The sequence below is a fragment of the Paenibacillus sp. TC-CSREp1 genome (assembly GCF_050171015.1).
In the GTDB taxonomy this organism is placed as follows: Bacteria; Bacillota; Bacilli; order Paenibacillales; family Paenibacillaceae; genus Paenibacillus; species Paenibacillus silvae.
This window is the reverse complement of the sequence record NZ_JBNOKM010000007.1, coordinates 35,494-62,090: the sequence shown is the minus strand read 5'-3', so window position 1 is coordinate 62,090 and position 26,597 is coordinate 35,494. Positions and strand designations below refer to the sequence as shown.

General features: G+C 47.4%; 20 protein-coding genes. 17 read left to right on the top strand and 3 right to left on the bottom strand.

Annotation, left to right across the window (positions count from 1 at the left end):
- Positions 1 to 99: 99 nt before the first annotated feature.
- From fliB to ACQSGY_RS12030, 10 genes are all read left to right on the top strand, one after another.
- The gene (gene fliB, locus ACQSGY_RS12075) at positions 100 to 1,335 is read left to right on the top strand and encodes a flagellin lysine-N-methylase (RefSeq protein WP_427052063.1); all 1,236 of its coding nucleotides are present in this window, start codon (positions 100 to 102) and stop codon (positions 1,333 to 1,335) included.
- 125 nt (positions 1,336 to 1,460) lie between these two features.
- The gene (locus tag ACQSGY_RS12070; protein WP_427052062.1) at positions 1,461 to 1,847 is read left to right on the top strand and encodes a flagellar protein FlaG; all 387 of its coding nucleotides are present in this window, start codon (positions 1,461 to 1,463) and stop codon (positions 1,845 to 1,847) included.
- 20 nt (positions 1,848 to 1,867) lie between these two features.
- The gene (gene fliD / locus ACQSGY_RS12065; RefSeq protein WP_427052061.1) at positions 1,868 to 3,751 is read left to right on the top strand and encodes a flagellar filament capping protein FliD; all 1,884 of its coding nucleotides are present in this window, start codon (positions 1,868 to 1,870) and stop codon (positions 3,749 to 3,751) included.
- A 23-nt stretch (positions 3,752 to 3,774) separates the two neighbouring features.
- Complete coding sequence (gene fliS / locus ACQSGY_RS12060) at positions 3,775 to 4,176, top strand: flagellar export chaperone FliS (RefSeq protein ID WP_427052060.1); 402 nt, start codon at positions 3,775 to 3,777, stop codon at positions 4,174 to 4,176.
- Entirely contained in the window at positions 4,169 to 4,510 is a 342-nt protein-coding gene (locus ACQSGY_RS12055) for a hypothetical protein (protein ID WP_427052059.1), read from the top strand. Before fliS ends, ACQSGY_RS12055 begins: the two co-directional genes overlap by 8 nt.
- A 275-nt stretch (positions 4,511 to 4,785) precedes the next feature.
- Positions 4,786 to 4,983, top strand: a complete 198-nt coding sequence (locus ACQSGY_RS12050) for a cold shock domain-containing protein (RefSeq protein ID WP_024631599.1) — start codon at positions 4,786 to 4,788, stop codon at positions 4,981 to 4,983.
- A gap of 440 nt (positions 4,984 to 5,423) precedes the next feature.
- Positions 5,424 to 5,984: a ribosome hibernation-promoting factor, HPF/YfiA family gene (gene hpf / locus ACQSGY_RS12045; protein WP_111269123.1), complete on the top strand. Its 561-nt coding sequence runs from the start codon at positions 5,424 to 5,426 to the stop codon at positions 5,982 to 5,984.
- A 719-nt stretch (positions 5,985 to 6,703) separates the two neighbouring features.
- Positions 6,704 to 9,208, top strand: coding sequence for a preprotein translocase subunit SecA (gene secA / locus ACQSGY_RS12040; RefSeq protein WP_111269124.1), 2,505 nt, complete (start codon positions 6,704 to 6,706; stop codon positions 9,206 to 9,208).
- 324 nt (positions 9,209 to 9,532) lie between these two features.
- A protein-coding gene (prfB, locus tag ACQSGY_RS12035; protein WP_145404396.1) for a peptide chain release factor 2 occupies positions 9,533 to 10,646 on the top strand; the annotation gives its coding sequence in 2 pieces (ribosomal slippage) (positions 9,533 to 9,604 and positions 9,606 to 10,646; 1,113 coding nt in all).
- Positions 10,647 to 10,740: 94 nt separating this feature from the next.
- The gene (locus ACQSGY_RS12030) at positions 10,741 to 11,649 is read left to right on the top strand and encodes a YitT family protein (RefSeq protein WP_145404395.1); all 909 of its coding nucleotides are present in this window, start codon (positions 10,741 to 10,743) and stop codon (positions 11,647 to 11,649) included.
- A gap of 132 nt (positions 11,650 to 11,781) precedes the next feature.
- Here the strand turns inward: ACQSGY_RS12030 and cls are convergent, their stop codons facing one another.
- Positions 11,782 to 13,230 (bottom strand): cardiolipin synthase, encoded by a 1,449-nt coding sequence (gene cls, locus ACQSGY_RS12025; protein WP_188593773.1) that lies wholly within the window; start codon positions 13,228 to 13,230, stop codon positions 11,782 to 11,784.
- Between the two features lie 525 nt (positions 13,231 to 13,755).
- On the opposite strand from cls, the gene argC reads away from it, so the two are divergent.
- The 7 genes from argC to argH all read left to right on the top strand — a co-directional run bounded on the left by argC (position 13,756) and on the right by argH (position 23,401).
- A complete protein-coding gene (gene argC, locus ACQSGY_RS12020; protein WP_111269128.1) occupies positions 13,756 to 14,805 on the top strand; it encodes an N-acetyl-gamma-glutamyl-phosphate reductase in 1,050 nt (349 codons plus the stop codon).
- A 147-nt stretch (positions 14,806 to 14,952) separates the two neighbouring features.
- Positions 14,953 to 16,191: a bifunctional glutamate N-acetyltransferase/amino-acid acetyltransferase ArgJ gene (gene argJ / locus ACQSGY_RS12015; protein ID WP_427052058.1), complete on the top strand. Its 1,239-nt coding sequence runs from the start codon at positions 14,953 to 14,955 to the stop codon at positions 16,189 to 16,191.
- 576 nt (positions 16,192 to 16,767) lie between these two features.
- Entirely contained in the window at positions 16,768 to 17,550 is a 783-nt protein-coding gene (argB, locus tag ACQSGY_RS12010; protein WP_427052214.1) for an acetylglutamate kinase, read from the top strand.
- 457 nt (positions 17,551 to 18,007) lie between these two features.
- Positions 18,008 to 19,255, top strand: coding sequence for an aspartate aminotransferase family protein (locus ACQSGY_RS12005; RefSeq protein ID WP_427052057.1), 1,248 nt, complete (start codon positions 18,008 to 18,010; stop codon positions 19,253 to 19,255).
- Between the two features lie 345 nt (positions 19,256 to 19,600).
- A complete protein-coding gene (gene argF, locus ACQSGY_RS12000) occupies positions 19,601 to 20,566 on the top strand; it encodes an ornithine carbamoyltransferase (RefSeq protein WP_248063025.1) in 966 nt (321 codons plus the stop codon).
- Between the two features lie 90 nt (positions 20,567 to 20,656).
- Positions 20,657 to 21,892: an argininosuccinate synthase gene (locus tag ACQSGY_RS11995; protein ID WP_248063023.1), complete on the top strand. Its 1,236-nt coding sequence runs from the start codon at positions 20,657 to 20,659 to the stop codon at positions 21,890 to 21,892.
- A 105-nt stretch (positions 21,893 to 21,997) separates the two neighbouring features.
- Positions 21,998 to 23,401 (top strand): argininosuccinate lyase, encoded by a 1,404-nt coding sequence (gene argH / locus ACQSGY_RS11990; protein ID WP_427052056.1) that lies wholly within the window; start codon positions 21,998 to 22,000, stop codon positions 23,399 to 23,401.
- Between the two features lie 156 nt (positions 23,402 to 23,557).
- Here the strand turns inward: argH and ACQSGY_RS11985 are convergent, their stop codons facing one another.
- Both ACQSGY_RS11985 and ACQSGY_RS11980 read right to left on the bottom strand, forming a co-directional pair.
- The gene (locus ACQSGY_RS11985; protein WP_427052055.1) at positions 23,558 to 24,916 is read right to left on the bottom strand and encodes an allantoinase; all 1,359 of its coding nucleotides are present in this window, start codon (positions 24,914 to 24,916) and stop codon (positions 23,558 to 23,560) included.
- Positions 24,917 to 24,978: 62 nt separating this feature from the next.
- Entirely contained in the window at positions 24,979 to 26,373 is a 1,395-nt protein-coding gene (locus ACQSGY_RS11980) for an NCS1 family transporter (RefSeq protein ID WP_427052054.1), read from the bottom strand.
- Positions 26,374 to 26,597 lie beyond the last annotated feature (224 nt).

The window sequence follows — 26,597 nt, the reverse complement described above, 5'->3', positions numbered from 1 at the left end:
CAATTCCTTCGGAAATTTAATGATTTGCAAGTTAAAATAGATATCTTCCACGTGAGGGTATCTATTTTTATTTACAAAAGGTGTATAAGGAGAGACTACATGACCGTTAAAAATAGAACGATTCTGGTGCCGGAATATATGCAGGATTTCGCTTGTATCGGATCTGCTTGTGAAGATTCATGCTGCATTGGCTGGAGAGTGGATATTGATCAGCAGACTTATAAAAAGTACTCTAAATCTCGAAATATCGAGCTAAAGCCATTATTTGATAAAAATGTCTCAAGGCATCGTTCAGAGCCTACTGTTCAGAAATATGCGAAAATTAATATGGATGAACAGGGGAGATGTGGTTTTCTTTCTGAAGAAAACTTATGCAAAATTCAGCTTGGTTTAGGAGAAGACTATCTGTCTAACGTATGCAGCAGTTATCCAAGGAGCATCAATAGCATTGACGGAGTGCTTGAGAAATCAACAACTCTATCCTGCCCTGAGGCAGCAAGACTTACATTGCTGAAGCCAGAGGGAATTCAATTTAATGAAATTGAAGAGGTATTGGGGAAAGTGTGGGTTAACAAGCAAATTATTACGGATAATCCTAACGGGAAAAACAAATTAATACCATACTTTTGGAATTTACGGATTTTTACAATTCAAGTTTTACAAAATCGTGTTTATACATTAGCTGAGAGGCTGATTTTTCTAGGTTTGTTTTATCAGAAAATTCAATCTCAAGTTAATGAAGGGAATTATGATGCAATACTCAATACGATTACCTCGTATTCAAATATGCTGGAAGACCCTGATACCAAGAATTCTTTAATGGATATACCGGTTAACAACATTGTGCAGCTCAAGCTATCTAAAGAACTTATGGATTATCGCTTTGGTCACGGCATAAAAGGTGGCAGATACATGGAGTGTGTTGTAGAAACATTGAATGGGATTATGTACACGGAGGACTCTACTGAGGAAGAAATTGCTGAAAGGTATAGAACTGCGAGTGAAGAATACTATGCACCTTTCATGGATGAACATGAATATATTCTCGAAAATTACCTTGTAAATTATGTGTTCAAGAATCTGTTTCCATTTGGCAGAAGTCAAGTATTCGACGATTATGTTATGATGGTGGTTCATTTCTCCATGATCAAATTGCATTTGATCGGTATGTCAGGTTTCCACAAAGGTTTAACTACAGATCTTGTAGTGAAGCTGGTCCAATCTTTTGCAAAAACCGTTGAGCACAACTCGAATTATCTGAATAATGTACTGGACCTACTCGAAAGTAACCATTTTAAATCTATGGCTTATATGTCCATCATGATCAAAAATTAAACTCAAATTTTGAGATCTCGGGATTAACCGAGGTCTTTTTATACATATTTTTCATGTAGCTCTAATCAGAACGTTGAGGAAAACCGATATAAAAAGTAAATATGCAGCCGGAGGTAGTGGTAAAGATGAATGTACAGTTCTCATTATCCGCTAAAACGTCATCATCCGTCAGTCAACAGGGAGATTTATCTTCAGGAACTGAAGCACAACGAGCAGACTTGAATTCAGGCGTGAATCAAGGCTTGAGTTTGAGCCAATTGGAGAAGCAGGGGGCCTCTCTGTCCGTTGGTCAAGAGCAGTTAATCAGGACTATTGAAAACGCCGTAAAATCGCTCCAGGGCCCGCAGACAACATTGGATATTAGTATTCACGAAAAAACACATGAAATTATGGTCAAAGTACTTAATAAAGATACGGGTGAACTGATCCGGGAAATTCCTCCCGAAAAAACACTGGATTTAGTTGCTAAGATGATGGAGCTTGCCGGGATTTTAGTGGATGAAAAGATATAATATAGATCTGGAGGTGCATAATGGTTACACGTGTTAATGGCTTTTCAGGCATGGACATTGATAGTATGGTCAAGAGTATGATGGCCACCAAAAATCTCAGGCTGGATCGATTGAACCAGGACAAACAGATTCTGCAATGGCAGCGGGAGAGTTATCGTGATTTAAGCAGTAAATTGTATGATTTCCGTATTAATAAACTCACCACTAAATATGGTAACTCATCTGCACTGAACGCCAATAAGTCTGTCGTTTCAGGCAATACGACAGCTGTCAAAGCAGAGGCAAGTGCCAGTGCGACTACCGCGGATATGAAGGTTTCAGTGGAAAAGCTGGCAAGTGCAAAAACGCTTGAAACGTCCGGTTTAGGTCAAGGGGTGAGCAGAAATACATTTCTTGCTAATCTTGATGGAGTCGAGATGTCAGCAATGAATGAATCGGATCTTGAAGCTTATTTGAATAAGGGTTTCGATATCACGATTAACGGTGTGAGCTTTAAGGACAAAGATGGTAATTCACTCTTTAACGGAAGAACAACGATTTCTTCGTTCATATCGACTGTTAATTCAAATTTACAAGCAGATGTATTTGCGAGTTATGATGAAGCGACAGGTAAATTGTCACTAGCATCGCGTTCAGGTGGAGCCGCTGGGGACATCAAAGTAGAGACGCCTTCAGGCAAGAATTCCTTGATTGCGCTCTTTTCCAAAAAGACAGTAATAGAAACAAATGGTGCCGGGTCTAGTGTTACGGATACACAGACACTGGGTGACCTTCAGAAATTAAAAGATGGGAAAGCTCCAGAGCCCGGTGCGCCCATGAAAGGTTACAGCTTCATTATTAACGGAGAGAGCTTTGTATTTAGTGAAACAGAGTCTATTTCCAGTGTAATTAGTAAAATTAATGGTAGTACCAAAGCTGGAGTTACAGCTGCATTTGATCAAGGCAAGTTAACGATCACTGCAAACACAGGGAACGAGATCAAAATGGGCGGCAATGCCTATGAATTTCTTTCACTTTTCAAAGGTGCAGTTCCTTTCAAAGAGGATGCCAATGCCCTGACTAAAGTAAAAGATGGCTCGGATGCCATTGTTAAGGTGAATGATCAAAGTTTGGATAACATCAGAACGAATACATTTACAATTAATGGCGTGCAGCTGACGCTGCAGGAAGAAACCTTGAAAAATGGTGTTGATAATCCTGTCATTATAAAGAATCAAACAGATCCGGATAAAGCATTAGAATCCATTAAAGGTTTTATAGATGATTACAATAACCTAATCAAATCCTTGAATAGTACAATCCGGGAAACCAAATATTCTGACTTCAAGCCACTTACGGAAGAGCAGAAAAAGGAAATGAAAGAGTCTGAAATTCTAACCTGGACTGATAAAGCAAAAAGCGGACTGTTGAAGAACAATGATATTATTAAATCTGTGCTCTCTGACATGAGATCTATAATCTCAGAGAAATTAGGCCCTTTAAACTCCATGGGAATAACGACAGGTCTTTACTCAGAGAACGGTAAGCTTGTTATAAAGGATGAGGCCAAATTAAAAACTGCACTCAGCTCGAATCCTCAGGCCGTTATTGACCTTTTTCAAGGTTCTGATAGTGCACCAAATGACGGGATCTTCGATAAACTGGCAGATAGTGCCTCCGTTGCGATTCAAAGAATATCGGATCGTTCAGGTACAAACCGTTTTACAACGGATGTGACCAGCACTTTCAGTGAAGAAAATCCAATGGGAAGACAATTAAAACAATATAATAGCCGTATTGCTTTAATGCAACGTAATATTGCAAGTACGGAAGATCGTTACTATAAACAGTTTGCTGCTATGGAAAAAGCGATGTCACAGATGCAGTCACAGTCATCCAGTTTGCTAGCCCAACTAGGTAATTAATTTTATAATAAAGGGTGAGACTTTTGATCACTTCTCCATATGATAAATATCGTCAGTCCTCTGTCCAGACTTCGAATCCGGCACAGTTAGTTATTATGTTGTATGACGGGGCTATTCGTTTTATTAAGACGGCCATTGCCGGAATGCAGCAGCAGGATATTGAGAAGACTAATTTGAATCTGGGCAAGGCCCAGACGATTATAAGCGAATTGATGAGCACATTGGATCAATCTTATGATGTTTCTAAAAATTTGTTTTCTTTGTACGAGTATACTAATTATTTGCTCGTTGAGGCGAATATCCAGCGTGATGAATCAAAGGCTGAAGAAGCGGTGGGTTATTTGTCAGAATTGCGCGAGACCTGGATACAGGCATCTAAAATTGTAGCTAGTCAGGGAGAGCAATCTGCTAATGCTCATGGATAGAGCAGCATGTATTAACCAACTGGAGATTATGACTTCAAATACCCTATTGAGTTTATATGATCTGGACTTTGAACAGCTTGAAGTTTTTATTGAAGAGCGGCAGGTGGTCGTGGATCAATTAATAGGGCACTTTTCTGATACTCAAGCCAGTGAGCATGAGAAGGAAGTCATTCATCGTTTGGTGCAGCAGGATTCCGAGATTCTTGCTCGGATGAACACACTTCGCCTCGAAGCCCAGGATTGGCTGCACAAGCGTGGACAGGCGAAGGTACAGCGAAATGCATATGAGGCGGGGTACACTCCTGACAGCTTCCTGATGGACAAAAGAAAATAAAACGAAGTTAAAAGCCCCTTTATGTTTGCCTTTAATCGTTGAGGTAAACTAAGAGGGGCTATATTATATTATTGCTGTTGATAAATATTTATAACTTTTTTTCTACAAATTCATTGCCGATTCCTCAAAATCCTCAATTAATCTACAAAAAAATACCAATAAAACATTTTCTTTACCAATTGACAATGGATAAGATTAGGTGATATCATCTGAATTGTGGGCTAGGGTCTTGGCCAGGGCTTCACTTCATTTGATGACGAAGGGAATGTTAGTGCATGCAAGGTAAAGTAAAATGGTTCAACGCAGAAAAAGGTTACGGTTTCATTGAGACTGAAGACGGCGGCGACGTATTCGTACACTTCTCCGCAATTCAATCCGAAGGCTTCAAAACTTTGGAAGAAGGTCAATCCGTAGAATTCGACATCGTCGAAGGCGCACGTGGACCGCAAGCAGCTAACGTAATCAAATTATAATCATCCGGTTAATCCGACCTACATATATGGTTAGATGGTTACCAAATTGAATTATCGCTAGCATCAGACTCCGGTGATCCGGGGTCTTTTTTTGTTTAGTTTAGCTTGCGGGGAGCGTCTCAAATTTCTCTCAACAGCGTATTTGAAGGGTGGCCAATGTCTAAGTTAAGAAATGAATTTCTGGGCCTTTGGAGAGATCATTTTACATAACCGATTAAACCAGCTCCAAAACGGTTAAATACATCATCAAGCACCGGATAAATAACTCCATAAAAACAATTGATTTTGCCCGAAAATGGCGAAAAATCACGAAATATGGCGTTAAACAGACATTGCTTGAGGTGGCTGGAGGAGATGTCATTATTCGGTCAACGGGAGTTTTTACATGACGCTTACATTCGTGGTATAATGAAGGTGCAAAGATAAAGGAGGAGTGCCCTATGAATTTGAGTATTCGAGGTCAACAAATCGAGGTTACTGAGGCTTTGAAAGATTATGTCGACAAAAAGTTGAGTAGACTCGAGAAGTATTTCGATGCACCCCTTACCTCTGATGGTGCGGTTACACTGAGCACGACAAGAGGCTTGCATAGAGTTGAGGTGACGATTCCTTTGAAGGGCTTTGTGCTCCGTGCGGAGGATGGCAGCGATGATATGTATGCATCCATCGACGCCGTTGTGGACAAGCTGGAACGTCAGATTCGCAAACACAAAACGAAAATTAACCGTAAATTCCGTCAGGAAGGTAGCCTGAAGACACTCTTCGTGGAAGATCCGTCAGGTACTGTAGCTACAGCCGAGCTGGACACGGATACGGATGATGATCTGGAAGTTGTACGTACGAAACGCTTTATGCTGAAACCGATGGACGTGGAAGAAGCTATTCTTCAGATGAACATGGTTGGTCATAACTTCTTCGTATTCTCCAACATCGAGAATGAGGAAGTAAGCGTGGTTTACAAACGGAACGATGGCAAGTACGGTTTGATCGAGCAAGGTTAAGCTTGGGCTACGGCATCGCTTCAATTGAATAGAACATCCCATTATTGAATATAAGCAGGAACTATGCTTCCTGAAATGAACCTAACAAGAGCTTCCATCCTTTAAGGGATGGGGCTCTTTTGTGCGTAGCAGCTTTAGTACAATGGAGCTTCTGGAAAATAAAATGATGAAACTATTACGGGGGTTGCTGCGTCTAATAGAGTAGAGGTTGGGCTGTTTGAATAGTATTCCGTTAACTTCCATATTTCCCATTAATCATCGCTTGCGCCTTGTAGCTTGCCGGGAAATAAACGAGTTATCTTATCACTTCTGCTAACGTCTATGATTTTTTGCACTTAAACTCTCTTTATTGGGGGAATGAAGTTCGAAGAAGTCTGCTGCGGCGTGTTGCGGCGACCCTTACAAACTGTTACAATTTATGCAAAGAGAATCATTGTCCTGATGAATAATTGTCAACGAATGATCGCTAATCATAATCAATGACAGGCACAGCACCATGAACATGATTCAATAGGCTTGAGTGCAGGCACTTTTTTATTAAAAACCAGGCTCAAGTGAGTACCGAATCAGCTTCATGAGACATGGCAAGCCTGGGGTTGATTCATCTATATTTTAATTTGTTTGTCACCCCCCCGGGGACATTGGATGAACAATCCATCGGATGGTGCCGCATGGCGGCAGCAGGGGGTCTATTCTGTTTTGCACGAAAGGGGTATACCATGTTAGGACTTGTCAAAAAGATCTTCGGAGACATGAACGAGCGTGATGTGAAACGTCTGATGAAGACGGTCGATGTGATCAATAAACTGGAGCCGCAATTTCAGGCTTTGTCTGATGAGCAGTTGAAAGGAAAAACGGAGGAGTTCCGTGCCCGTATTGAAAAGGGAGAAACAACGGACGAGCTTCTTCCTGAAGCATTTGCAACCGTACGTGAGGCTTCACGTCGTGTGCTTGGCAAGCGTCACTATGACGTGCAGATGCTGGGCGGGATTGCATTGCACGAAGGCCGTATTTCCGAGATGAAAACGGGTGAAGGTAAAACGCTGGTAGGAACACTGCCGGTATATTTGAATGCATTGATGTCCAAAGGTGTACACGTAGTCACAGTCAATGACTATTTGGCTCAACGGGATAGCCAGGAGATGGGGCAAATCTATGAATTCCTCGGCATGACGGTTGGGGTTAACCTCAGCGGAATGGATCACGCTTTGAAGCAGCACGCATATGCTTGTGATATTACGTACGGTACGAACAACGAATTCGGTTTTGACTACCTGCGTGACAATATGGTTCTGTACAAAGAGCAAATGGTACAGCGTCCATTGTTCTTCTGTATCATTGACGAGGTGGACTCCATCCTTGTCGATGAGGCGCGTACACCGCTGATCATTTCCGGACAAGCTCAGAAATCGACCGACCTGTACTATGCAGCAGATCGTTTTGTGAAACGTCTTGTGCCGGAAGAGGATTTTACAGTAGATATCAAAGTGAAATCCGTAGCGCTGACAGAGGGCGGCGTAGCGAAAGCAGAGAAGGCCTTTGGCATCGAGAACTTGTATGACCATGCCAACGTGACGCTGAACCACCACATTGTACAGGCGCTGAAAGCTAACGTGATTATGCGCCGTGACGTGGATTATGTTGTTACGGATGAAGAAGTCATGATCGTCGATGAGTTCACAGGTCGTCTGATGGCTGGTCGCCGTTACAGCGATGGCTTGCACCAGGCGATTGAAGCAAAAGAGGGCATCGAGGTTCAGAACGAGAGCATGACGCTGGCAACGATTACGTTCCAGAACTACTTCCGGATGTACCGTAAGCTTGCGGGCATGACAGGTACAGCGAAGACAGAGGAAGAAGAATTCAAGAAAATCTACGGCCTTGAAGTGCTGCAGATTCCAACCAACCGTCCGAACAAACGGAATGATATGGCGGATGTTGTATATAAAAGCATTGATGGCAAGTTCAAAGCGGTTGTGGAAGAAATCGTGGAGCGTCACAGCAAAAACCAACCGGTTCTGGTGGGTACAGTATCCATCGAGAACTCGGAGCGTCTGTCGGATATGCTGAAACGCCGCGGCATCAGACACCAGGTCTTGAACGCGAAGTTCCATGCGGAAGAAGCTGAAATTATTTCCGGAGCGGGCCAAGCGGGTGCAGTAACCATTGCAACGAACATGGCCGGTCGGGGTACAGATATTATTTTGGGTGAAGGTGTTGCTGAAGTTGGCGGCCTTCATATCATCGGTACAGAGCGTCACGAATCACGCCGGATTGATAACCAGCTGCGTGGTCGTGCGGGCCGTCAGGGTGACCCGGGTTCAACACAGTTCTATCTGTCGCTGGGCGACGAATTGATGAAACGTTTTGGTGCAGACAACGTGCTGAATATGATGGAGCGTCTTGGCTTTGAAGAAGATCAGCCGATCGAAAGCCGTATGATTACTCGTGCCGTAGAGTCTGCTCAGAAGCGGGTTGAGGGCAATAACTTTGACGTGCGTAAAGTAGTCCTTCAGTATGACGATGTGATGAACCAGCAGCGTGAGATCATCTACAAACAGCGTCGTGAGGTGCTGGAGTCCGAAAATATTAAACAGATCGTTATGGATATGATCAAACCATCCATTGAGCGGATTGTTGAAGCACACTGTAGTGACGACATTCCTGAGAACTGGGAGCTGCAAGAGGTTGCAGACTATATGAACAGCAAACTTCTGGATGAGGGTTCTATTACCAAGGATGAGCTGTGGGGCAAAGAAGCCGAAGAGATCATTGAGTATCTGTTCGAGAAAGTGCAGAACAAGTATAATGCTCGCGAGGAACGTATCGGTGAAGAAATGGTTCGTGAGTTCGAGAAAGTGGTTGTGCTTCGCGCAGTAGACAGCAAGTGGATGGACCACATTGATGCGATGGATCAATTGCGTCAAGGTATCCACCTTCGTGCATACGGCGGTACAGATCCGCTTCGTGAGTACCAGTTCGAAGGCTTCGAGATGTTCCACGAGATGATCTCTTCGATTCAGGAAGAAGTGGCGACCTACGTGATGAAAGCACAGATCGAAAGCAACCAGGAGCGTCAAGCGGTTGTGGACGAGAGCCAAATCTCGACAAGCGGTGAACCTGCGGAGAAACGCCCAGTGCGAGTTTCCGACCAGATTGGCCGTAATGATCCTTGTCCTTGCGGAAGCGGCAAAAAGTTCAAGCACTGCCACGGCCAAGAGTAGTATTTTGTCTGGGGATAACAGTGATTGGAAGGATTCTGTCATCGAAGTGGACTGTGTAAAATCTTTAGTTCAGATTATATAATCTGATTTATATCGTTTGACTTATACGGCTCCTTGCAGCCGGGGGTTCAGTAGGATAAAGTGAAGGATGCATAATCTTTGACTGGTGCATATGAATAATCATATGGCGCTTGATAGGGCTGGCACGCCTGCTGGTAACAGCATAGACGCTGCTCTGTAAGAAGAAGAGATGCATTCGGCACTGGGTCTGATTGAACCTCCCGGAATGCGAGGAGCTTATCTTAATGAAAAGAGGAATTGCACATGATTGATCCAAGCGTGAAGCAGGACCTGCGTGAAATAGGCAAGAAATTAACAAACCTTAGGGGGTCTCTTTGACTTAGATCTCAAGCAAGAGATGATTGAGAACTTCGAAGAGAAAATGTCCGCTCCCGACTTTTGGGATGACAATGAGAAGGCACAAGCCTTAATTGCCGAGATGAATGCGGTAAAAGGGTCTGTAGATCAATACGCCAAGCTGCAGCAGGATTACGACGATGCGCTGATGATGGCTGAACTGGCGGATGAAGAGGGCGACGAGGAGCTGGCTGCCGAGATTGGTAACAGCGTGGCGGCGATTGTAGCCAAGCTTGAAGAGTTCGAGCTTCAGCTTCTCCTGAACCAGCCGTACGACAAAATGAATGCAATTCTTGAGCTTCATCCGGGTGCAGGCGGCACCGAGTCCCAGGACTGGGGACAGATGCTACTGCGCATGTACACCCGTTGGGCCGAGAAGCGCGGCTTCAAGGTCGAGGTGCTGGATTACCTTCCGGGCGACGAGGCAGGCATCAAAAGCGTAACCTTGTCCATCAAGGGACATAACGCCTATGGTTATCTGAAGGCGGAGAAGGGAGTTCACCGTCTGGTCCGGATTTCTCCTTTTGACTCATCAGGCCGCAGACATACATCCTTCGTATCCTGTGATGTTGTGCCGGAGATTGATGATACGATTGAGATCGATATTCGCACCGAGGACCTCAAGATTGATACCTATCGTGCGAGCGGTGCGGGTGGACAACACATTAACACCACGGACTCAGCCGTGCGGATTACACATATCCCGACCGGAGTTGTTGTCACCTGTCAGAACGAACGTTCACAGATCAAAAACCGTGAGCGTGCGATGACGATGCTTCGTTCGAAATTGTATGAGCGTAAAATTGAAGAGCAGCAAAAAGAACTGGACGAAATCCGAGGGGATCAGTCGGATATTTCGTGGGGAAGCCAGATTCGCTCCTATGTATTCCATCCCTATAGTATGGTAAAGGATCACCGTACGAGCGTAGAGACAGGAAATACTGGAGCGGTTATGGACGGCGACCTCGATGCATTCATCGACGGTTATTTGCGCAGCCAAATTAAAGTAGAAGCCGATTAATCTAAGTTCCTGTATGGACCCGTGTGCTCATGCGCATGCTGGTGTATACAGGGGCTTTTTTTTGATCAATTATATAAAAGGAGAGCACGACATCATGCAAGAGCAACAACATTCATACCCTCAACGCAAAAAGAGGCTGGCTACCTCCATTCCCCTGAACGGGCCGTGGCGAAACGTCATCGATACCCTGTTCATTATTGTAGGCTCGTTTTTGATCGCGGTAGCCTTTAATTTATTTTTACTTCCCAATCAGATTGCTTCCGGTGGAGTATCCGGGTTATCCATTCTGGGGCATGAGTGGTTCGGCTGGGAACCGGCATATACACAATGGGCGATTAACATTCCACTGCTGATTGCAGGTTTCCTGCTCATCGGCAAGCAGTACGGCGTTCGTTCAATCCTCGGCAGTATCGTGCTGCCTCTCTTTGTGTATCTGACGAGTCATTGGGTGATACCAACTACCAATCCGCTGCTTGCTTCATTGTATGGGGGCATCGGCGTGGGACTGGGGATCGGCATTGTGTACCGGGGGAGAGGTTCAACCGGGGGCATGAGCATTCTGGCGCGAATTGTGCAGAAGTATAGCGGACTTAGCTACTCGGTATGTGTGGTAATCATGGATGCGACCGTTATTATTATGGCGGCCTTTGTGCTGTCTCTGGAGCAGTCCTTATACGCATTGATCGGGTTGTATGTGACGGGAAAAGTGATTGATGCCATCGAGATGGGGCTGGGATACTCCAAGGTAGCGTATATTATCTCGAACCAGACAGAAGCGATTACGAAGGTTATTCTGGCTGATCTGGATCGCGGTCTAACCAAGCTGGAGGCGAAGGGCGGATATACGGATGATCAGCGTACGGTGCTGATGGTGGTCGTAGGGCAAAGTGAAGTGCCGCGTCTGAAAGCGTTGATCCGGTCCGTAGACCCGGATGCTTTTGTCATTATCAGCAATGCTCAAGAGGTTCTGGGGGAAGGCTTTAAGCGCGGCGAGCATATATAAAATCCAAGCAGGCATAGCATGGAAAAAGGTACACCAAAAAAGCAGATTCTCACTTCACCCAAATGACGGGCAGGAGAATCTGCTTTTTGTTTTCTTTCCATACGTTGGGGATCAGGCCCCTCAGCCACGCGTTTACAGAATCGGAGACAACAGACGTGATATAGCCTCTTTAAATCGAATGAGCAAACTGCGCTTCCGATATTCCTCAGACGTCAGCTCGCGCGATACTTGCAGATCATGCTCGAACGTCTGTACAAGTGCCGTAGCGATCGTTTCATCATATACGAAGGCATTCACCTCAAAGTTTAACCGGAAGCTGCGATAGTCGATATTGGCGGTTCCGACGGAAGCGACCAGACTGTCGATGATCAGTATTTTGGCGTGAATAAAACCATTATCATAGATGAACGCTTTGGCCCCTACTTTTAACAGCTCTCCGATATAAGACAACGTGGCCCAATATACAAAGGCGTGATCCGGTTTATTCGGTATCATAATGCGCACATCAATGCCTGACAGGCATGCTAGACGAAGCGCTTCATAGACACTGGCATCCGGGATAAAATACGGTGTTTGAATAATGATCGAATGTTTGGCATTGTTGATCATTTTCAGATAACTGTTTTTGATATGCTCCGTTTCGGCGTCAGGTCCACTGGAAACAATCTGCATCGCGGTTTTGCCTGAGCCCTCAATATGAGGAAAGTGAGCAGGAATGTAAGGTGTGTCATGCTGCTTGGAGGCTTCGTTCCAGTCCAGCAGGAAACGGGTTTGCAGCGCATGCACCGCATTGCCTCGTATCCGCAGATGGGTGTCGCGCCAGTAGCCGAATTTCGAATTCAGACCGAGATACTCATCGCCAACGTTGAACCCGCCTGTATAACCAAGATTACCATCAATAATGACGATTTTACGGTGGTTGCGGTAGTTCATCCGCAGGTTGATCAGACTGAATTTGGATGGGAAAAAGACTTCCACCAGTCCACCCGCTTCGCGCAGCTCTTTGAAAAAGCGACTCGTGACCCGCCGTGAACCCAGCGCGTCATAGAGCAGACGTACCTTCACACCTTCGCGTGCTTTGCGGATCAGGGCATCGCGAATGCGTTTGCCAAGGCTATCCCCGCGGTAGATGTAATACTGCACATGCACATGGTCCTGTGCGGCCTCGATATCATCCAGAAGGCGCTGGAATTTGACATGACCGTCGGTCAGAATCTCCACCTCATTATCTTCGGTGAGCAAAGCGCCGTTCTGCTTGAGGTTCATGTAGATCATGTCCTGGCTGTGCTCGGTCGCTTTGTTGTTGAAAGGAGTCCGATTATCCTGCAGCTGCTCCAGTTGGGTCGCTATGCGTTCCTCCAGACCGAGCTTTTTACGTTCTTTCCACTGAAAGAGCCGGTATCTCGTCAGATTCTGCCCTGTCAGAAGATAAAGTATGAACCCGAAGACCGGAATAAAGTTCAAAACCAGCAGCCACGCCCATGAAGCACTGGCATCCTTGCGCTCGAAGAAGACAACAGCCGCCGCAAAAATAATATTCAGGCCCAGGAGTATAACAAGTAAGATAGATTCAATATGCACTTTAGTCCTCCGTGTCTCATAATGGCTTTCCAGGGTCTGTTCATTACCATATAACCTCGTATAACAAGATGTACATGTGAACAAGACTCTGTATGTAATGTTTCCTGCTATTATCTATTTTAACAGAAGAAACCCTGTTCGTCCCTACAGCAAAAAAGATATCGTTCGGATTTGTTGGAAATCCGTGTTAAATTGATGATAGAGTGTTGTATTTATATAACTAGAGTCGTATAATAATACACAAATATGCATAGAAGCGACGGAATTGTCTGCTCAAGCTTTGACGACATGTATGAACGAGATGTTTGCACAAAAAACGGAGAGGGCAGAAACAAACCTGGAAAAGCGAAGCGGTCGCCTTTATCACCGGATTTTCCCTTTAGGAAAGGGAATCAAAAAATCTGGGGATAACAGCGATGGGAAGGTTGTTCTGTCATTGAAGTTTTAGTGCGAATTTCTCGTCATCATTCAGAGAGTCTTGAACATGGCACAAGTAGCGCATACAACAGGATTGGGGGAGCGAGAGTGAATAACAAATTAAGAGTGGCAATCGTCGGTTCCACCGGCTACGGCGGGGTGGAACTGATTCGTTTTTTTCAGAATCACCCGCAGGTTGAAATTACATCGGTAATCTCTTCATCCAGCAGTGGGGAGTCCATCGCAGATGGATTTCCACATTTAACGGACGTGATTCGCAGGCCGCTGGACGGCGTTGATCCGGCGGAGATTGCAACCCGTGCAGATCTCGTGTTCACCGCGACCCCGTCCGGCGTAAGCGCAAAGCTCGTACCAAGCTTGCTGGAAGCCGGGCTGAAGGTTATCGACCTGTCCGGTGATTTTCGTTTGAAGGATGGATCGGTCTACGAGCATTGGTACAAACACCCTGCACCATCGGCTGATCTGCTGGAACGGGCAGTATATGGTATGGCTGAGGTGTATGGGGATGAAGTGAAGGGTAAGGATTTTATATCCAACCCGGGCTGTTATCCGACAGCGACGCTGCTGGGTCTGATTCCTGCGGTGGAGGCAGGCTGGATTGATCCATCAACGATCATCATTGACGCAAAATCAGGTGTATCGGGTGCAGGGCGCGGAACGAGCCTGACCAACCATTATGCCGAGATGAATGAAAATTTCAAAGCATACAAACTGAATAAACATCAGCACATCCCTGAGATCGAGCAGGTTCTTGGTAACATCACCGGAAGCCCGGTAACCGTGACATTCACAACACATCTGGTGCCCATGACACGCGGTATTATGAGTACGATGTATGCGAAGCTGACGGGAGAACACAGTGACCGGGAGATTGTTGATTTATACCGTAAATATTATGAAAACAGACCTTTCGTCCGTGTGCGTGAGCCGGGCATCTGGCCTTCAACCAAAGAGGTATATGGATCGAATTATTGTGATATCGGATTTTCGGTGGACCCGCGCACAGGGCGTTTGACAATCATTTCAGTCATTGACAACCTGGTGAAGGGTGCATCCGGGCAAGCGATTCAAAATATGAACCTGATGATGGGATGGGAGGAAAACCTCGGGCTGAACATGACACCAGTGTATCCATAACAACATGCAGCTGGTAAGCATCGCAAGGGGAAGCACGAAGAAGCGGTGTCTCATCTGGCGGTCATACAGTATGGGTAGAGGTTGGGCAGTTTCAGTTGAAGCAGGCGGTTGATCAGCATGTAGCTGAACGCATACGGGGGATATGATATGGGAACAAACGTGGAGCAACAGGCTTTTACTATAGTTGAAAATGGAACCATTGTAACGCCAGCCGGGTTCACCGTGGGTGGATTGCATTGCGGATTGAAAAAAACATCACGCAACGACATCGGAGCCATTCGCTGTGATATTCCTGCGACAGCTGCGGCGGTCTACACGACGAATGTGTTTCAGGCAGCACCGCTCAAAGTCACGCGTGAAAGTCTAAGCAACGGGCGATTGCAGGCGGTGATTGTTAACAGCGGCAACGCGAACGCGTGCACAGGGAAACAGGGCGAAGACGATGCTTATGCGATGCGTGCAGCAGCGGCTCGTGAGCTGGGAGTAGCCGAAGAGGATGTAGCTGTGGCTTCCACAGGTGTTATCGGTGAGCTGCTGAAGATGGATGCGGTGCATTCAGGCATCAAGGCGCTGCCGGAGCAGATGGGTAAGGAAGCGAACGAGGCAGAACAATTTTCACAGGCGATCCTCACTACCGATTTGGTCAAAAAGGAAGCTTGCGTCTCCGTCGTTGTTGGCGGCAAGACGGTAATGATTGCGGGAGCGGCCAAAGGCTCGGGTATGATTCATCCGAATATGGCCACCATGCTGGCATTTATGACCTCAGACGCGGTCATCGGGGCAGAAGCGTTGCAGCGCCTGCTGCGCCAGGCGACCAACCATACATTCAACATGATTACTGTAGATGGGGATACCAGCACCAATGATATGCTCGTAGCGATGTCCAGTGGTTATGCAGGCAATGAAGAGCTGACGATGGAGCACCCGGATTGGGATGCGTTTGCTGCCGGATTCACTTATGTGTGCCAAGTACTGGCCAAAGCCATTGCGCGTGACGGTGAAGGGGCAACGAAGCTGGTTGAAGTGGAAGTGACGGGTGCGGTTAGCGATGAGTCTGCTCAAGCGATTGCCAAGACGGTGATCGGTTCCAGCCTGGTGAAATCCGCCATGTTTGGTGCTGACGCAAACTGGGGCCGGATTATTGCCGCTGTGGGCCGTGCAGGCCAGCCGGTGAACCCGGATACGGTCGATATCCGTCTGGGAGACATCTCGGTGCTTGCACAGTCTCGTCCGGTAGTATTTGACGAAGAAGCGGCGCTGGCATACTTGCAGACCGACACGGTGCGCATTGTAGTGGATCTGCATCACGGCGAAGGCCACGCAGTAGCATGGGGATGCGACCTGACGTACGACTATGTACGCATTAACGCGGCATACCGCACGTAAATAGACGCTTGGACCATTGATTTGTATATTTGGTTGGCATCCATGATTTAATTCTAGTGATGTGAATCTTTTGCTGTGGTTTTATTAAGGTCGCCTCAATGGGATGAAGTGATTCATTTAAAGTTACTCAATTAATCTGCTTTCAATTCAGCTTTTTTAGTTCCATTTACTATGATTTGAAACTTCCTTCAAATGAAATCACATAGACCAGAATCTTTTGATCTTTTTGCAGCTTGATCTCTGGAAAGCTGTGTACCATCAGTAAAAAATGATCTATAAGGATTAAACTTTAAAAAATAACAATAGACGACTGTAGTGGAAGAGGCGGAATCGATTCTGTAGAAGCGGAGCGTTCGCATTTGTCTCCGGGTTTTCCCTTTGGAGAAGGGAATCCTAAAAAACCTGGAGACAACGGCGATCGAAAGAACGATCCGAATCTGGAACGGCCCATGTCGTCTACCAAGAATTGTTTTAAGTGTTAAGTCTTATATCATCGTCCGACGAAAGGAGCCTTGCCTCTTGAATTCTACATTGCCAAACGGCAGTATTGCAGCGGAGACAGGTACGGAGAAACAGATGTTTGTGATGAAATGTGGAGGCAGTACACTGGCTGCACTGCCTGAATCCTTTTTTGCAGACCTTCGTGACCTGCAGTCTCAAGGAAATGGTCCGGTTATCGTTCACGGCGGTGGACCCGCCATCTCGGAAAATCTGGCGAAGCTTGGGATCGAAACGGAATTTGTGAATGGTCTGCGCAAAACAACCGAGCCTGTGCTGGATGTCGTAGAGATGGTGCTGGCTGGCAGCATTAACAAACAAATCGTACGTTTGATTCAGCGCGTAGGGGGGCAGGCCTTGGGTGTGTCAGGTGTAGACGGCGGTCTGATCCAGGCGAAGCCTGTAACAAACCACGCTGAAATCGGTTGGGTAGGCGACGTAACTAGTGTTAAAGCTGAGATTATTCAGGGTATCGTAAACATGGGTTACATGCCTGTTATTGCACCTGTAGGTGTGGATGCCAGCGGTCAGCGCTATAATATTAACGCAGATACCGCAGCAGGTGCAGTGGCTTCCCATCTCGGCGTAAGCCGCATGATCGTGGTAACAGATGTACCAGGCATTATGAAGACCATTGGCGGGGAGAAAAAGGTACTGCCATCCGTATCCGTACAGGAGATCGAGGATATGATCCAGACGGGTGAAATCTACGGCGGCATGATCCCTAAGGTGCGCGCGGCGATTGCATGCATCCATGGCGATGTGCGCGAGGTTATTATCGTGGACGGCAGCGAGCCGCAGATTCTGAGCCGAGTGCTTGGCGGAGAGACGATCGGTACCCGAATTATTCGAATGCAATAAGTGCACACGAAATTCGGATTTTAGGTTTTAGTTTATATAAAAAAGAATTTGTACACGGCCTTTTAGGAGAAAGTTGGATTTACACGTTAACGAAGGAGACTTGAATAAGCGAATTGTTCGCATGCATGAATCATGGATTTTCACTCTTTTATCATTCTTGAACGATTTGTTTACTCTAAAACGGAGAGGACAGAAAAAAACTGGGCGAAGCGGTCGCCTTTATCACCGGATTTTCCCTTTACTAAAGGGAATCAAAAAAATCTGGGGATAACAGCGATTGGAAGGTTATTCTGTCATCGGAGTGGCTGGTGTAAACTGTATTTGGTTCAATTAGTATGATCGAAAAATCCTCGGATAAGAGCGATCAATAGGTATTCTGTCATCGAATTGCCTCGTGTATATAAAGGTTTTCTCATAATTAATTGGCGTGTACTCATCGACAAGGAGTGATTTGGTCATGGCAAAAGGCAACGAACAGCCAGGTTCTGGCACAGCCGTCGCAGGAGCAACAGGTGCAGCCGCACAGACGGAAAGCTCACTTTTTCAAACGTATGCACGGTATCCAATCAGCTTGGTTAAGGGAAAAGGCAGCTGGTTATGGGATGATCAGGGGAACCGCTATCTCGATTTCATGTGTGGACTTGCTGTAACGAGCCTGGGCCATGCACCTGAGAAAGTGGGCGCGAAGCTGAAGGCTCAGATCGATGAGCTGTGGCACGTATCCAACCTGTTCCAGATTCCGGGTCAGGAAAAGGCAGCCGCGCTGCTGACGGCGAACACCTGTGCAGACGCTGTATTTTTCTGCAATAGCGGTGCTGAAGCGAATGAAGCAGCCATCAAAGTGGCTCGTCGTTATCAGCAAAAGGTGAAAGGGGAAGATCGGTACGAAGTCATTACTTTTGCCCAATCGTTCCACGGACGGACACTGGCAACGTTAACGGCAACCGGACAGGATAAAGTAAAAGAAGGATTTTTGCCGCTGCCAGCCGGATTTGTAACTGTGCCTTTGCATGATATTCCTGCGCTCGAAGCAGCAATTGGGCCGAAGACCGCAGCGATTATGCTGGAGATGGTTCAGGCCGAGGGCGGCGTGTATCCGGTAGAGCCGGAATTTGTGAAACATGTGCGTAAACTGTGTGACGAGCATGGCTTGCTGATGATCGTAGATGAAGTGCAGACAGGCATGGGACGTACAGGCAAGCTGTTTGCTCATGAGCACTATGGTGTTGAGCCGGATGTGTTCACTGTCGCTAAGGGCATCGGAAGCGGATTCCCTGTTGGGGCAATGCTGGGTAAAGGTTTCCTGCGGGATGCGTTTACGCCAGGCAGTCATGCAACAACGTTTGGCGGTACTCCACTGGCTTCTTCCGTCGTTATTGCAACCATTGAGACAATGCTGGAGGATCGTTTGCCAGAGCGTGCGGCAGAGATGGGAGACTATCTCATGACGTCGTTACGCAGCCGCCTGGCGGGTATCCCGTTCGTAAAAGACGTTCGCGGCATGGGCTTGCTGGTAGGTATTGAATGCGCAGAGCCGGTTGGTGACATTGTGGTGGCAGGACAGAAGCGCGGTATACTGTTTGTTTCCGCTGGCCCAAATGTGATCCGCTTGCTTCCTAACCTATACGTAAGTAAAGAAGAGATTGATGAAGCGGTATCCCTCGTGGGAACCTTGATTGAAGAGCACGTTGCGGCGAAAGCCTGATCTGTTGAAAATAAATGACTGAACCGGGGCCATTACGGCCCCCGGCGCAGATTAAAGAGAAAGAATCCCTGTAGCCGCGTGGTGATCAGACAGCGGAAGCCATAGCGAATGTGATGATTCACCCACGGAGTAGACTATAAAGATGAATTATTCATTTACACGTTAACGGAGAGGGCGGAAAAAACCTGGAAAAGCGAAGCGCTCGCCTTTATCACCGGATTTTCCCCTTTCAAAAAGGGATTGACCAACATAAGAGGGCTTGAATTCAGCCATGGATGTCAACGTGGATGTGAGACTTCTGCCCGTGCGGGTGCAGGGAACCGGAAATGAGGAGGAATACAAGAGATGGTAGTACAGCATACAGACAAGGTGCAGAAGATTGACTTGAGAGGCCGGGATTTTATCGAATTCACGGACTATACGGCGGAGGAAATTCGTTACCTGCTGGACCTTGCGATCGAGATCAAAGGCAAGCAAAAAAGCGGCGTTCCGTTTCAACCGTTGAAAGGCAAAACGATCGGACTTATTTTTGAAAAATCATCTACACGTACACGTGTATCCTTTGAAGTCGGCATGTTCCAACTCGGTGGGCACGCGCTGTTCCTGAGCAAAAATGACATTCAGCTGGGACGCGGTGAAACGACACATGATACAGCGAAAGTGCTGTCCCGTTATCTTGACGGCATCATGATCCGTACGTTTGGACATCATAATGTGATTGAACTGGCTGAGCATGCTGACGTTCCTGTCATTAACGGCCTGAGTGATGCGGCGCACCCGTGCCAGGTGCTGGCGGATTTCCAGACGGTGCTTGAGCATAAAGGTAAACTGGCTGGTCTGAAGATGGCCTACGTTGGCGATGGCAACAACATGGCACACTCCTTGATGCTGGGTGCGGCGAAAATGGGCATGCATGTTGCCGTAGCAACGCCGGAAGGATATGAGCCTGACAGTGCTGTGGTTGAGCAGGCGCGTGCAATCGCGCAGGAGAGCGGATCGGAAGTGCTCGTAACGTACAGTGCACAGGATGCGGTGAAGGATGCCGATATCGTGTACACCGATGTATGGGCAAGCATGGGCTTTGAGGAAGAGCAGAAGATTCGGGAGCAGGCATTTGCGGCTTATCAGGTCGATGAGGAATTGATGAAAGGTGCGAAGCCGGACTACATGTTCCTGCATTGTCTGCCAGCACACCGCGGCGAAGAAGTGAGTGCAGGAGTTATCGACGGCCCGAACTCCTTGATCTTTGATCAAGCAGAGAACCGTCTGCATGCACAGAAGGCATTGATGGCCGCATTGATGAGCGAATAATCGCAGTTTGCGATAATGGGTTGATTTTACACGCCAATTTGGCGATGATAGATGAAATATCGTAATTGATCTTGGGGAGGACCATATCACATGGCTAAGGAAAAAATCGTACTCGCCTATTCCGGCGGACTGGACACATCTGTAATTTTGAAATGGCTGAAAGAAACCTATGATGCAGAGATCATCGCTTTTACAGCGGATATCGGTCAGAAGGATGAGCTGGATGGCTTGGAGGAAAAAGCACTGGCTACGGGCGCTTCCAAAGTATACATCGACGATCTGCGCGACGAGTTCGCGAAAGATTTCATCTACCCTATGTTCCAGGCAGGCGCCCTCTATGAAGGCCAATACCTGCTCGGCACAAGCATCGCACGTCCGCTTATTGCTAAACGTATGGTGGATATCGCTCGTGCAGAAGGCGCTACAGCGATTGCTCACGGCGCTACGGGGAAAGGGAATGACCAGGTCCGTTTTGAACTGAACGCCGCTGCGCTCACACCGGATATTCAAGTGATTGCGCCTTGGCGTCTGGAAGAGTTCCGCAACCAGTTCCCGGGACGTGCCGAGATGATTGCTTATGCTGAAAAGCATGGCATCCCGGTTACCGCTTCTGCGGCGAAACCTTACTCCACGGACCGCAACCTGCTGCATATCAGCTATGAGAGCGGTGTGCTGGAAGATCCTTGGTTCGATCCGAGCGCGGATGAGAACAAAGACATGTTCCTGCTGAGCAGCGCACCTGAGGATGCACCAGATCAAGCAGAATATCTGGAGCTGGAGTTCGAGCAAGGCAACTGTGTTGCCCTGAACGGCGAGCGTCTGAGCCCGCTGCAAGTGATGGAGCAGCTGAATGAACTGGGCGGAAAACACGGTATCGGCCGTGTAGACATGGTTGAGAACCGTTTTGTCGGCATGAAGAGCCGCGGCGTATACGAAACACCAGGTGGAACGATCCTGTTCACAGCACATCGCAAAATGGAGTCCATCACGATGGACCGTGAAGTGATGAACCTGCGTGACAGCCTGATCACACGTTACAGCACACTCGTTTACAACGGCTTCTGGTTCGCACCGGAACGTCTGGCGCTGCAAGCGCTGGTGACCGAAAGTCAGAAAAACGTAACGGGTACGGTTCGTGTGAAGCTGTACAAAGGCAACGTCATTGGCGCAGGGGTGAAAAGCCCTGTCAGCCTGTACAACCCGGACATTGCTACAATGGAAGCTGATCCAACCCAGGCGTATGATCAAGGCGATGCAACAGGCTTTATCCGCCTGAACGCATTGCGCTTGAAAGTACATTCCGGTGTGGAGCAAAACAAAAAATAATGTATAGCGTGTGTTCACGCTAACTTATAATTACTGACAAGGCGGGCCGTTCTTGCACATTCTGGCAGGGGCGGCTTTGTCCATGAGCGAAAGGGGATACTCACTGTGAGCAAGCTGTGGGGAGGACGTTTTACAAAGCAAACCAACCATCTGGTTGAGGAATACACGGCATCTATCAATTTTGACAAAGCGTTGGCAGAAGAAGATATTCAAGGCAGTTTGGCCCATGTAACGATGCTGGGCAAATGCGGTATTTTGCCTGCGGAAGATGTAGAAACGATCAAAGAAGGCCTGATTACCGTTCTGCATAAAATCCGTGCAGGTGAGGTGGAGTTTTCGGTATCGGATGAAGACATCCACATGAACATTGAGAAAAACCTGATTGAAACGATTGGTCCTGTCGGCGGAAAACTGCACACAGGCCGCAGCCGGAACGATCAGGTCGCAACGGATATGCACTTGTATCTGCGTGAGCGTGTAGTCGGCTTTGTTGGCATGCTGCATGCGCTGCAGGAAGCGCTGATCGGACAAGCCAAGGATAATCTGGATACGATTGTGCCGGGATATACTCATTTGCAGCGGGCACAGCCGATTCTGTTTGCACATCACCTGATGGCATACGTATCGATGTTCCAACGTGATGCGGAGCGTCTGATGGACAGCTACAAACGCATTAACGTGCTTCCGCTGGGGGCAGGGGCGCTTGCAGGAACAACGTTCCCGATTGATCGTCATTTTGTAGCAGAGCAGCTTGGCTTTGATGGTGTATACGAGAACAGTCTGGATGCGGTAAGTGACCGTGACTTCATCGTGGAGTTCCTGGCGGCAGCGTCCCTGATTATGACTCACTTGTCCCGTTTGAGCGAAGAACTGGTGCTGTGGAGCAGTACGGAGTTTGGGTTTGTAGAGCTGGATGATGCGTTCTGCACAGGCAGCAGCATTATGCCACAGAAGAAAAATCCAGATGTGCCTGAGCTTGTTCGTGGTAAAACCGGACGTGTATACGGCAATCTGATCGGATTGCTGACGGTGCTGAAATCTCTTCCGCTGGCATACAACAAAGATATGCAGGAAGACAAAGAAGGCATGTTTGATACGGTAGCAACACTGGAGGGGGCATTGCAGCTGTTCGCTCCGATGATCGCTACAATGAAGGTCAACAAGGATCGCATGCGTCAAGCTGTGAACCAGGACTTCTCGAATGCAACAGATATTGCTGACTTCCTCGTAGGTGAAGGTCTGCCTTTCCGTCAAGCGCATGAGGTGATTGGTAAAACGGTGTTGTACTGTATCCAGAACGGCAAATATTTGCTTGATCTGACGATTGATGAATTCAAGCAATTCTCACTGCTGTTTGATGATCGCATCTACGATGTACTGCAGCCGGAAGCGGTAGTCAACGCCCGTAATGTATACGGTGGTACGGCTTCAGGTCAAGTGGCCGAGGCGATTGCTCGCAGCGAGAAGGTGCTCGGAGCAACAGAGCAGTGGATTGAAAACAGAGGTTAACCATTAAGCTGCACCTGACCAGGGTCCAAATAGATACGATAAGAAACATACCAAAAGAAGCATGTTCGAGAAAAGTATTCTCTGACATGCTTCTTTTTTATGTGCATGTGATCTAAGGTTTAGTGCATGTGATCTCAGGTTGATGTACATGCAATCTCAGGGCTTCTGCCAGCCGCCTTCAGGAGGTGTAGAAGTGATCACCCTGCCGTCCTGAACAACGACATGTCCGCGGACAATCGTGCCGGCCACGCTGGACGGGAAGGTATGACCTATATAAAGGCTTTGCTTATGTTTCGCGTAGTAGTTTTCTTCCGTTACAGTAAAGGGCTGATGCAGCTGTACGATGGCAAGGTCTGCATCCATGCCAACAGCGATCCTGCCTTTGCGGTCTGCAAGACCAAAGCGTTCTGCCGGATTCGAGGCTGTCCAGGCAGCAACCTTTTCAAGTGGAACGTTGTGTGCAATTGCAAGTTCGAGAGCGGAGAGCAGTGTGAATTGTCCGCCGCTAATGCCGCCCCATGCTTGAAAAAGATTATAATCTTTCGGGTCCTTCATCTCGTAAGGACAAGGTGAATGGTCTGAAGACAGCATATCGAATCGGCCCTCAAGCAGAAGGGAGATCAGCCGCTGCTGTTCATCCGCTTCCCGCAGTGGAGGTGCACATTTGGCAATGGTACCTTTTTCACGCAGGCTGTCATGGTTGAATAACAGGTAATGCGGGCACGTTTCGACCGTCACGTTCATGCCGCGTGCTTTGGCTGCTTCGATCCTGGCTACCGCTGCGGCGGAGCTGATGTGCACAAAATGCAGGGCACAGCCTGTAATTTCTGAATAATAAAGTGCGCGTTCAACCGCCTCAACTTCCGCAACAATCGGCCGTGTCTCCAGATAATCATCGGCACTGACCAGCCCGGCGGCTTCCTTCTCCGCTTTCAGCCAGTTGGTGATCGCCGCGCTTTCTGAATGGAGAGCCAGAATTTTGCCGAGAGCCGCAATTTTTTTCATGCCTGTCAGCAGTGTCATATCGTCTACAGCTTCGAATTCTTTATTGCCGGTGGTTGACAGGAAGGCTTTGAAACCAATGACTCCAGATTCGGCTAAGGGCTGCAAATCTCCCTCGTTGCCCGGTACAAGCCCGCCCCAGAGGCCAAAATCAACGAGTGACTTTTCATTGCCAATGCTTGCTTTCTCCAGCAGTGCTTCCTCCGTGACTGTCGAGGGAATTCCGTTAAGTGGCATATCGAAAAAAGTGGTACAGCCGCCTGCGGCCATCATCGCTGAACCGGTGGTGAAGCCTTCCCAATGCTCGCGTCCGGGTTCGCTGAAATGCACGTGCACATCAATCATGCCTGGAAGCACATGATGCCCGGCAGCATCCCATTCTTGTGCGGCTTCGCCTTCCAGTGCAGCAGCGATTGCTGCAATTTTGCCATCTCTCACTCCGATATCTACGTTTGTGACACCTTCCGGCAGTACCACACTGCCGCCGCGTATGATCAGATCATAACGTTCCATATACCTCTCTCCTCTTCCATCGTTGATGAATTGTATGTCTTGCTGTGCCGATTCAGGTCTGTTTACTCGTAGATGGTGCCTTTTCTGAAGGATGAGCCTTTAAAAGCAAACTTGCTTAGCAGCAAATAGGCTGTGCCTGCTGTTATAAATCCGATGATCCAGCCGATATCTACGAGCAGGAAGGCAGCGCCAGCTCCAATTACCATCGCTAAAAGAGCGCTGGGGTTATAGCCTTTGAATATACCGTTATCCATGTACAGCTCAGCGGTATCCACCTTTTGTTTTCGCAAAATGTAGTATTCGACCAGCATGATCGCTACAATCGGGCCAAGGAAGGCAGAGTAGATCAGGATGAACGTGTTCAAGCCTTGAGCGGAGGAATCCTGTACGAGTACCCATGGGAAGGAGCAGAGTGCAAGCAGGCCGGTGATGATAACTGCTGCTTTGTATTTCAGCTTGGTAACCAGTGAGATGACATAAGCGGGTGGCACGATGTTAGCGACCATGTTGACGGCAACTGCGCCAATGACGATAAAGGCAGATACGAATACGGTGATGTACGGGTTGTCTACAATGACAGCGAAGGCTTTGACCGGATTGGATATGCCTGTTGCTGCGGCCATCATTGCTCCAATGGTCAGAACGAAACCGTAGGCGATCACGATCGGCAAGAAATAGAGCATACTGCGCTTTTTGTCACTGATGCCGCTTTTTAGCTCGCGGGAATAATCGCCTGCACTCAGGAAAATGGCTGCATAATTGCCCAGGAACACCATGATAAAGCCGAAGAAGGGAAGTCCCCATGTGCCTTTGGCATTCACCCAGTTTTGGCTGATTGCTGCACTGTGGGAGTTAAGCAGGAGGCCGAACACATAAACCAGTGCCAGCATGATTACAACGGAAGCAAGAGTTTCCACCCACTTGATGGCATGGAATCCGTACATGGACAGGACGATTTGAACAGCCTGAAGCAGTACGAAACAGATTGGAATACTATCGAAGCTGCCACCGCTGAACACCTTGACGATTTCATTCAGTGCTGTTGCTCCGACCCAGCTCTGGAAGCCGTACCAGACGATTGCCGGTACACCGCGAAGGAAGGAGGAGATAATAGCTCCCTTAATACCAAAGGACATGCGCAGCTGAACAACATAGGGAATGCCTGTCCGATAACCGAAGCGGTCATTGATCGCAAAGATCAAGGAAATGATGCCGATGGCAATCATCGCTGCTATAAATGTCTGAAACACATTAAGCGTAGCAACTCCGGCAACGATCAGGCTTGCTCCGAGTGTCATGTTACCGAGATTTACACCATCCCCGATCCACATAAACATATAAGGTACGGGTCCCACCGTTCGATCAGTCTCACGTTTGGGCTTCAGGGAGTCATCCATGCTGATTTCTTCATGCAGCTGTGCCTGCTCCAGTGCTTGTCCTGCTAAATTGGTAGACATAACTTCCCCACTCCTCTTTAATATGGGGTATGCAGGGGCTGAACGATGTCGAGGTTACGAGTGATTCGTGCAGTCTGCATCCACACCATGAATGATATAAAAAAAAATGTAAGGTATAATAACTTTTATATGTTATGTTTCCTTACCTAAACTTCATATATCTTATTTTATCAGCTTGATTGCACATTTCATTGACAAAAACGTAGATTATCATCTAAATTTCT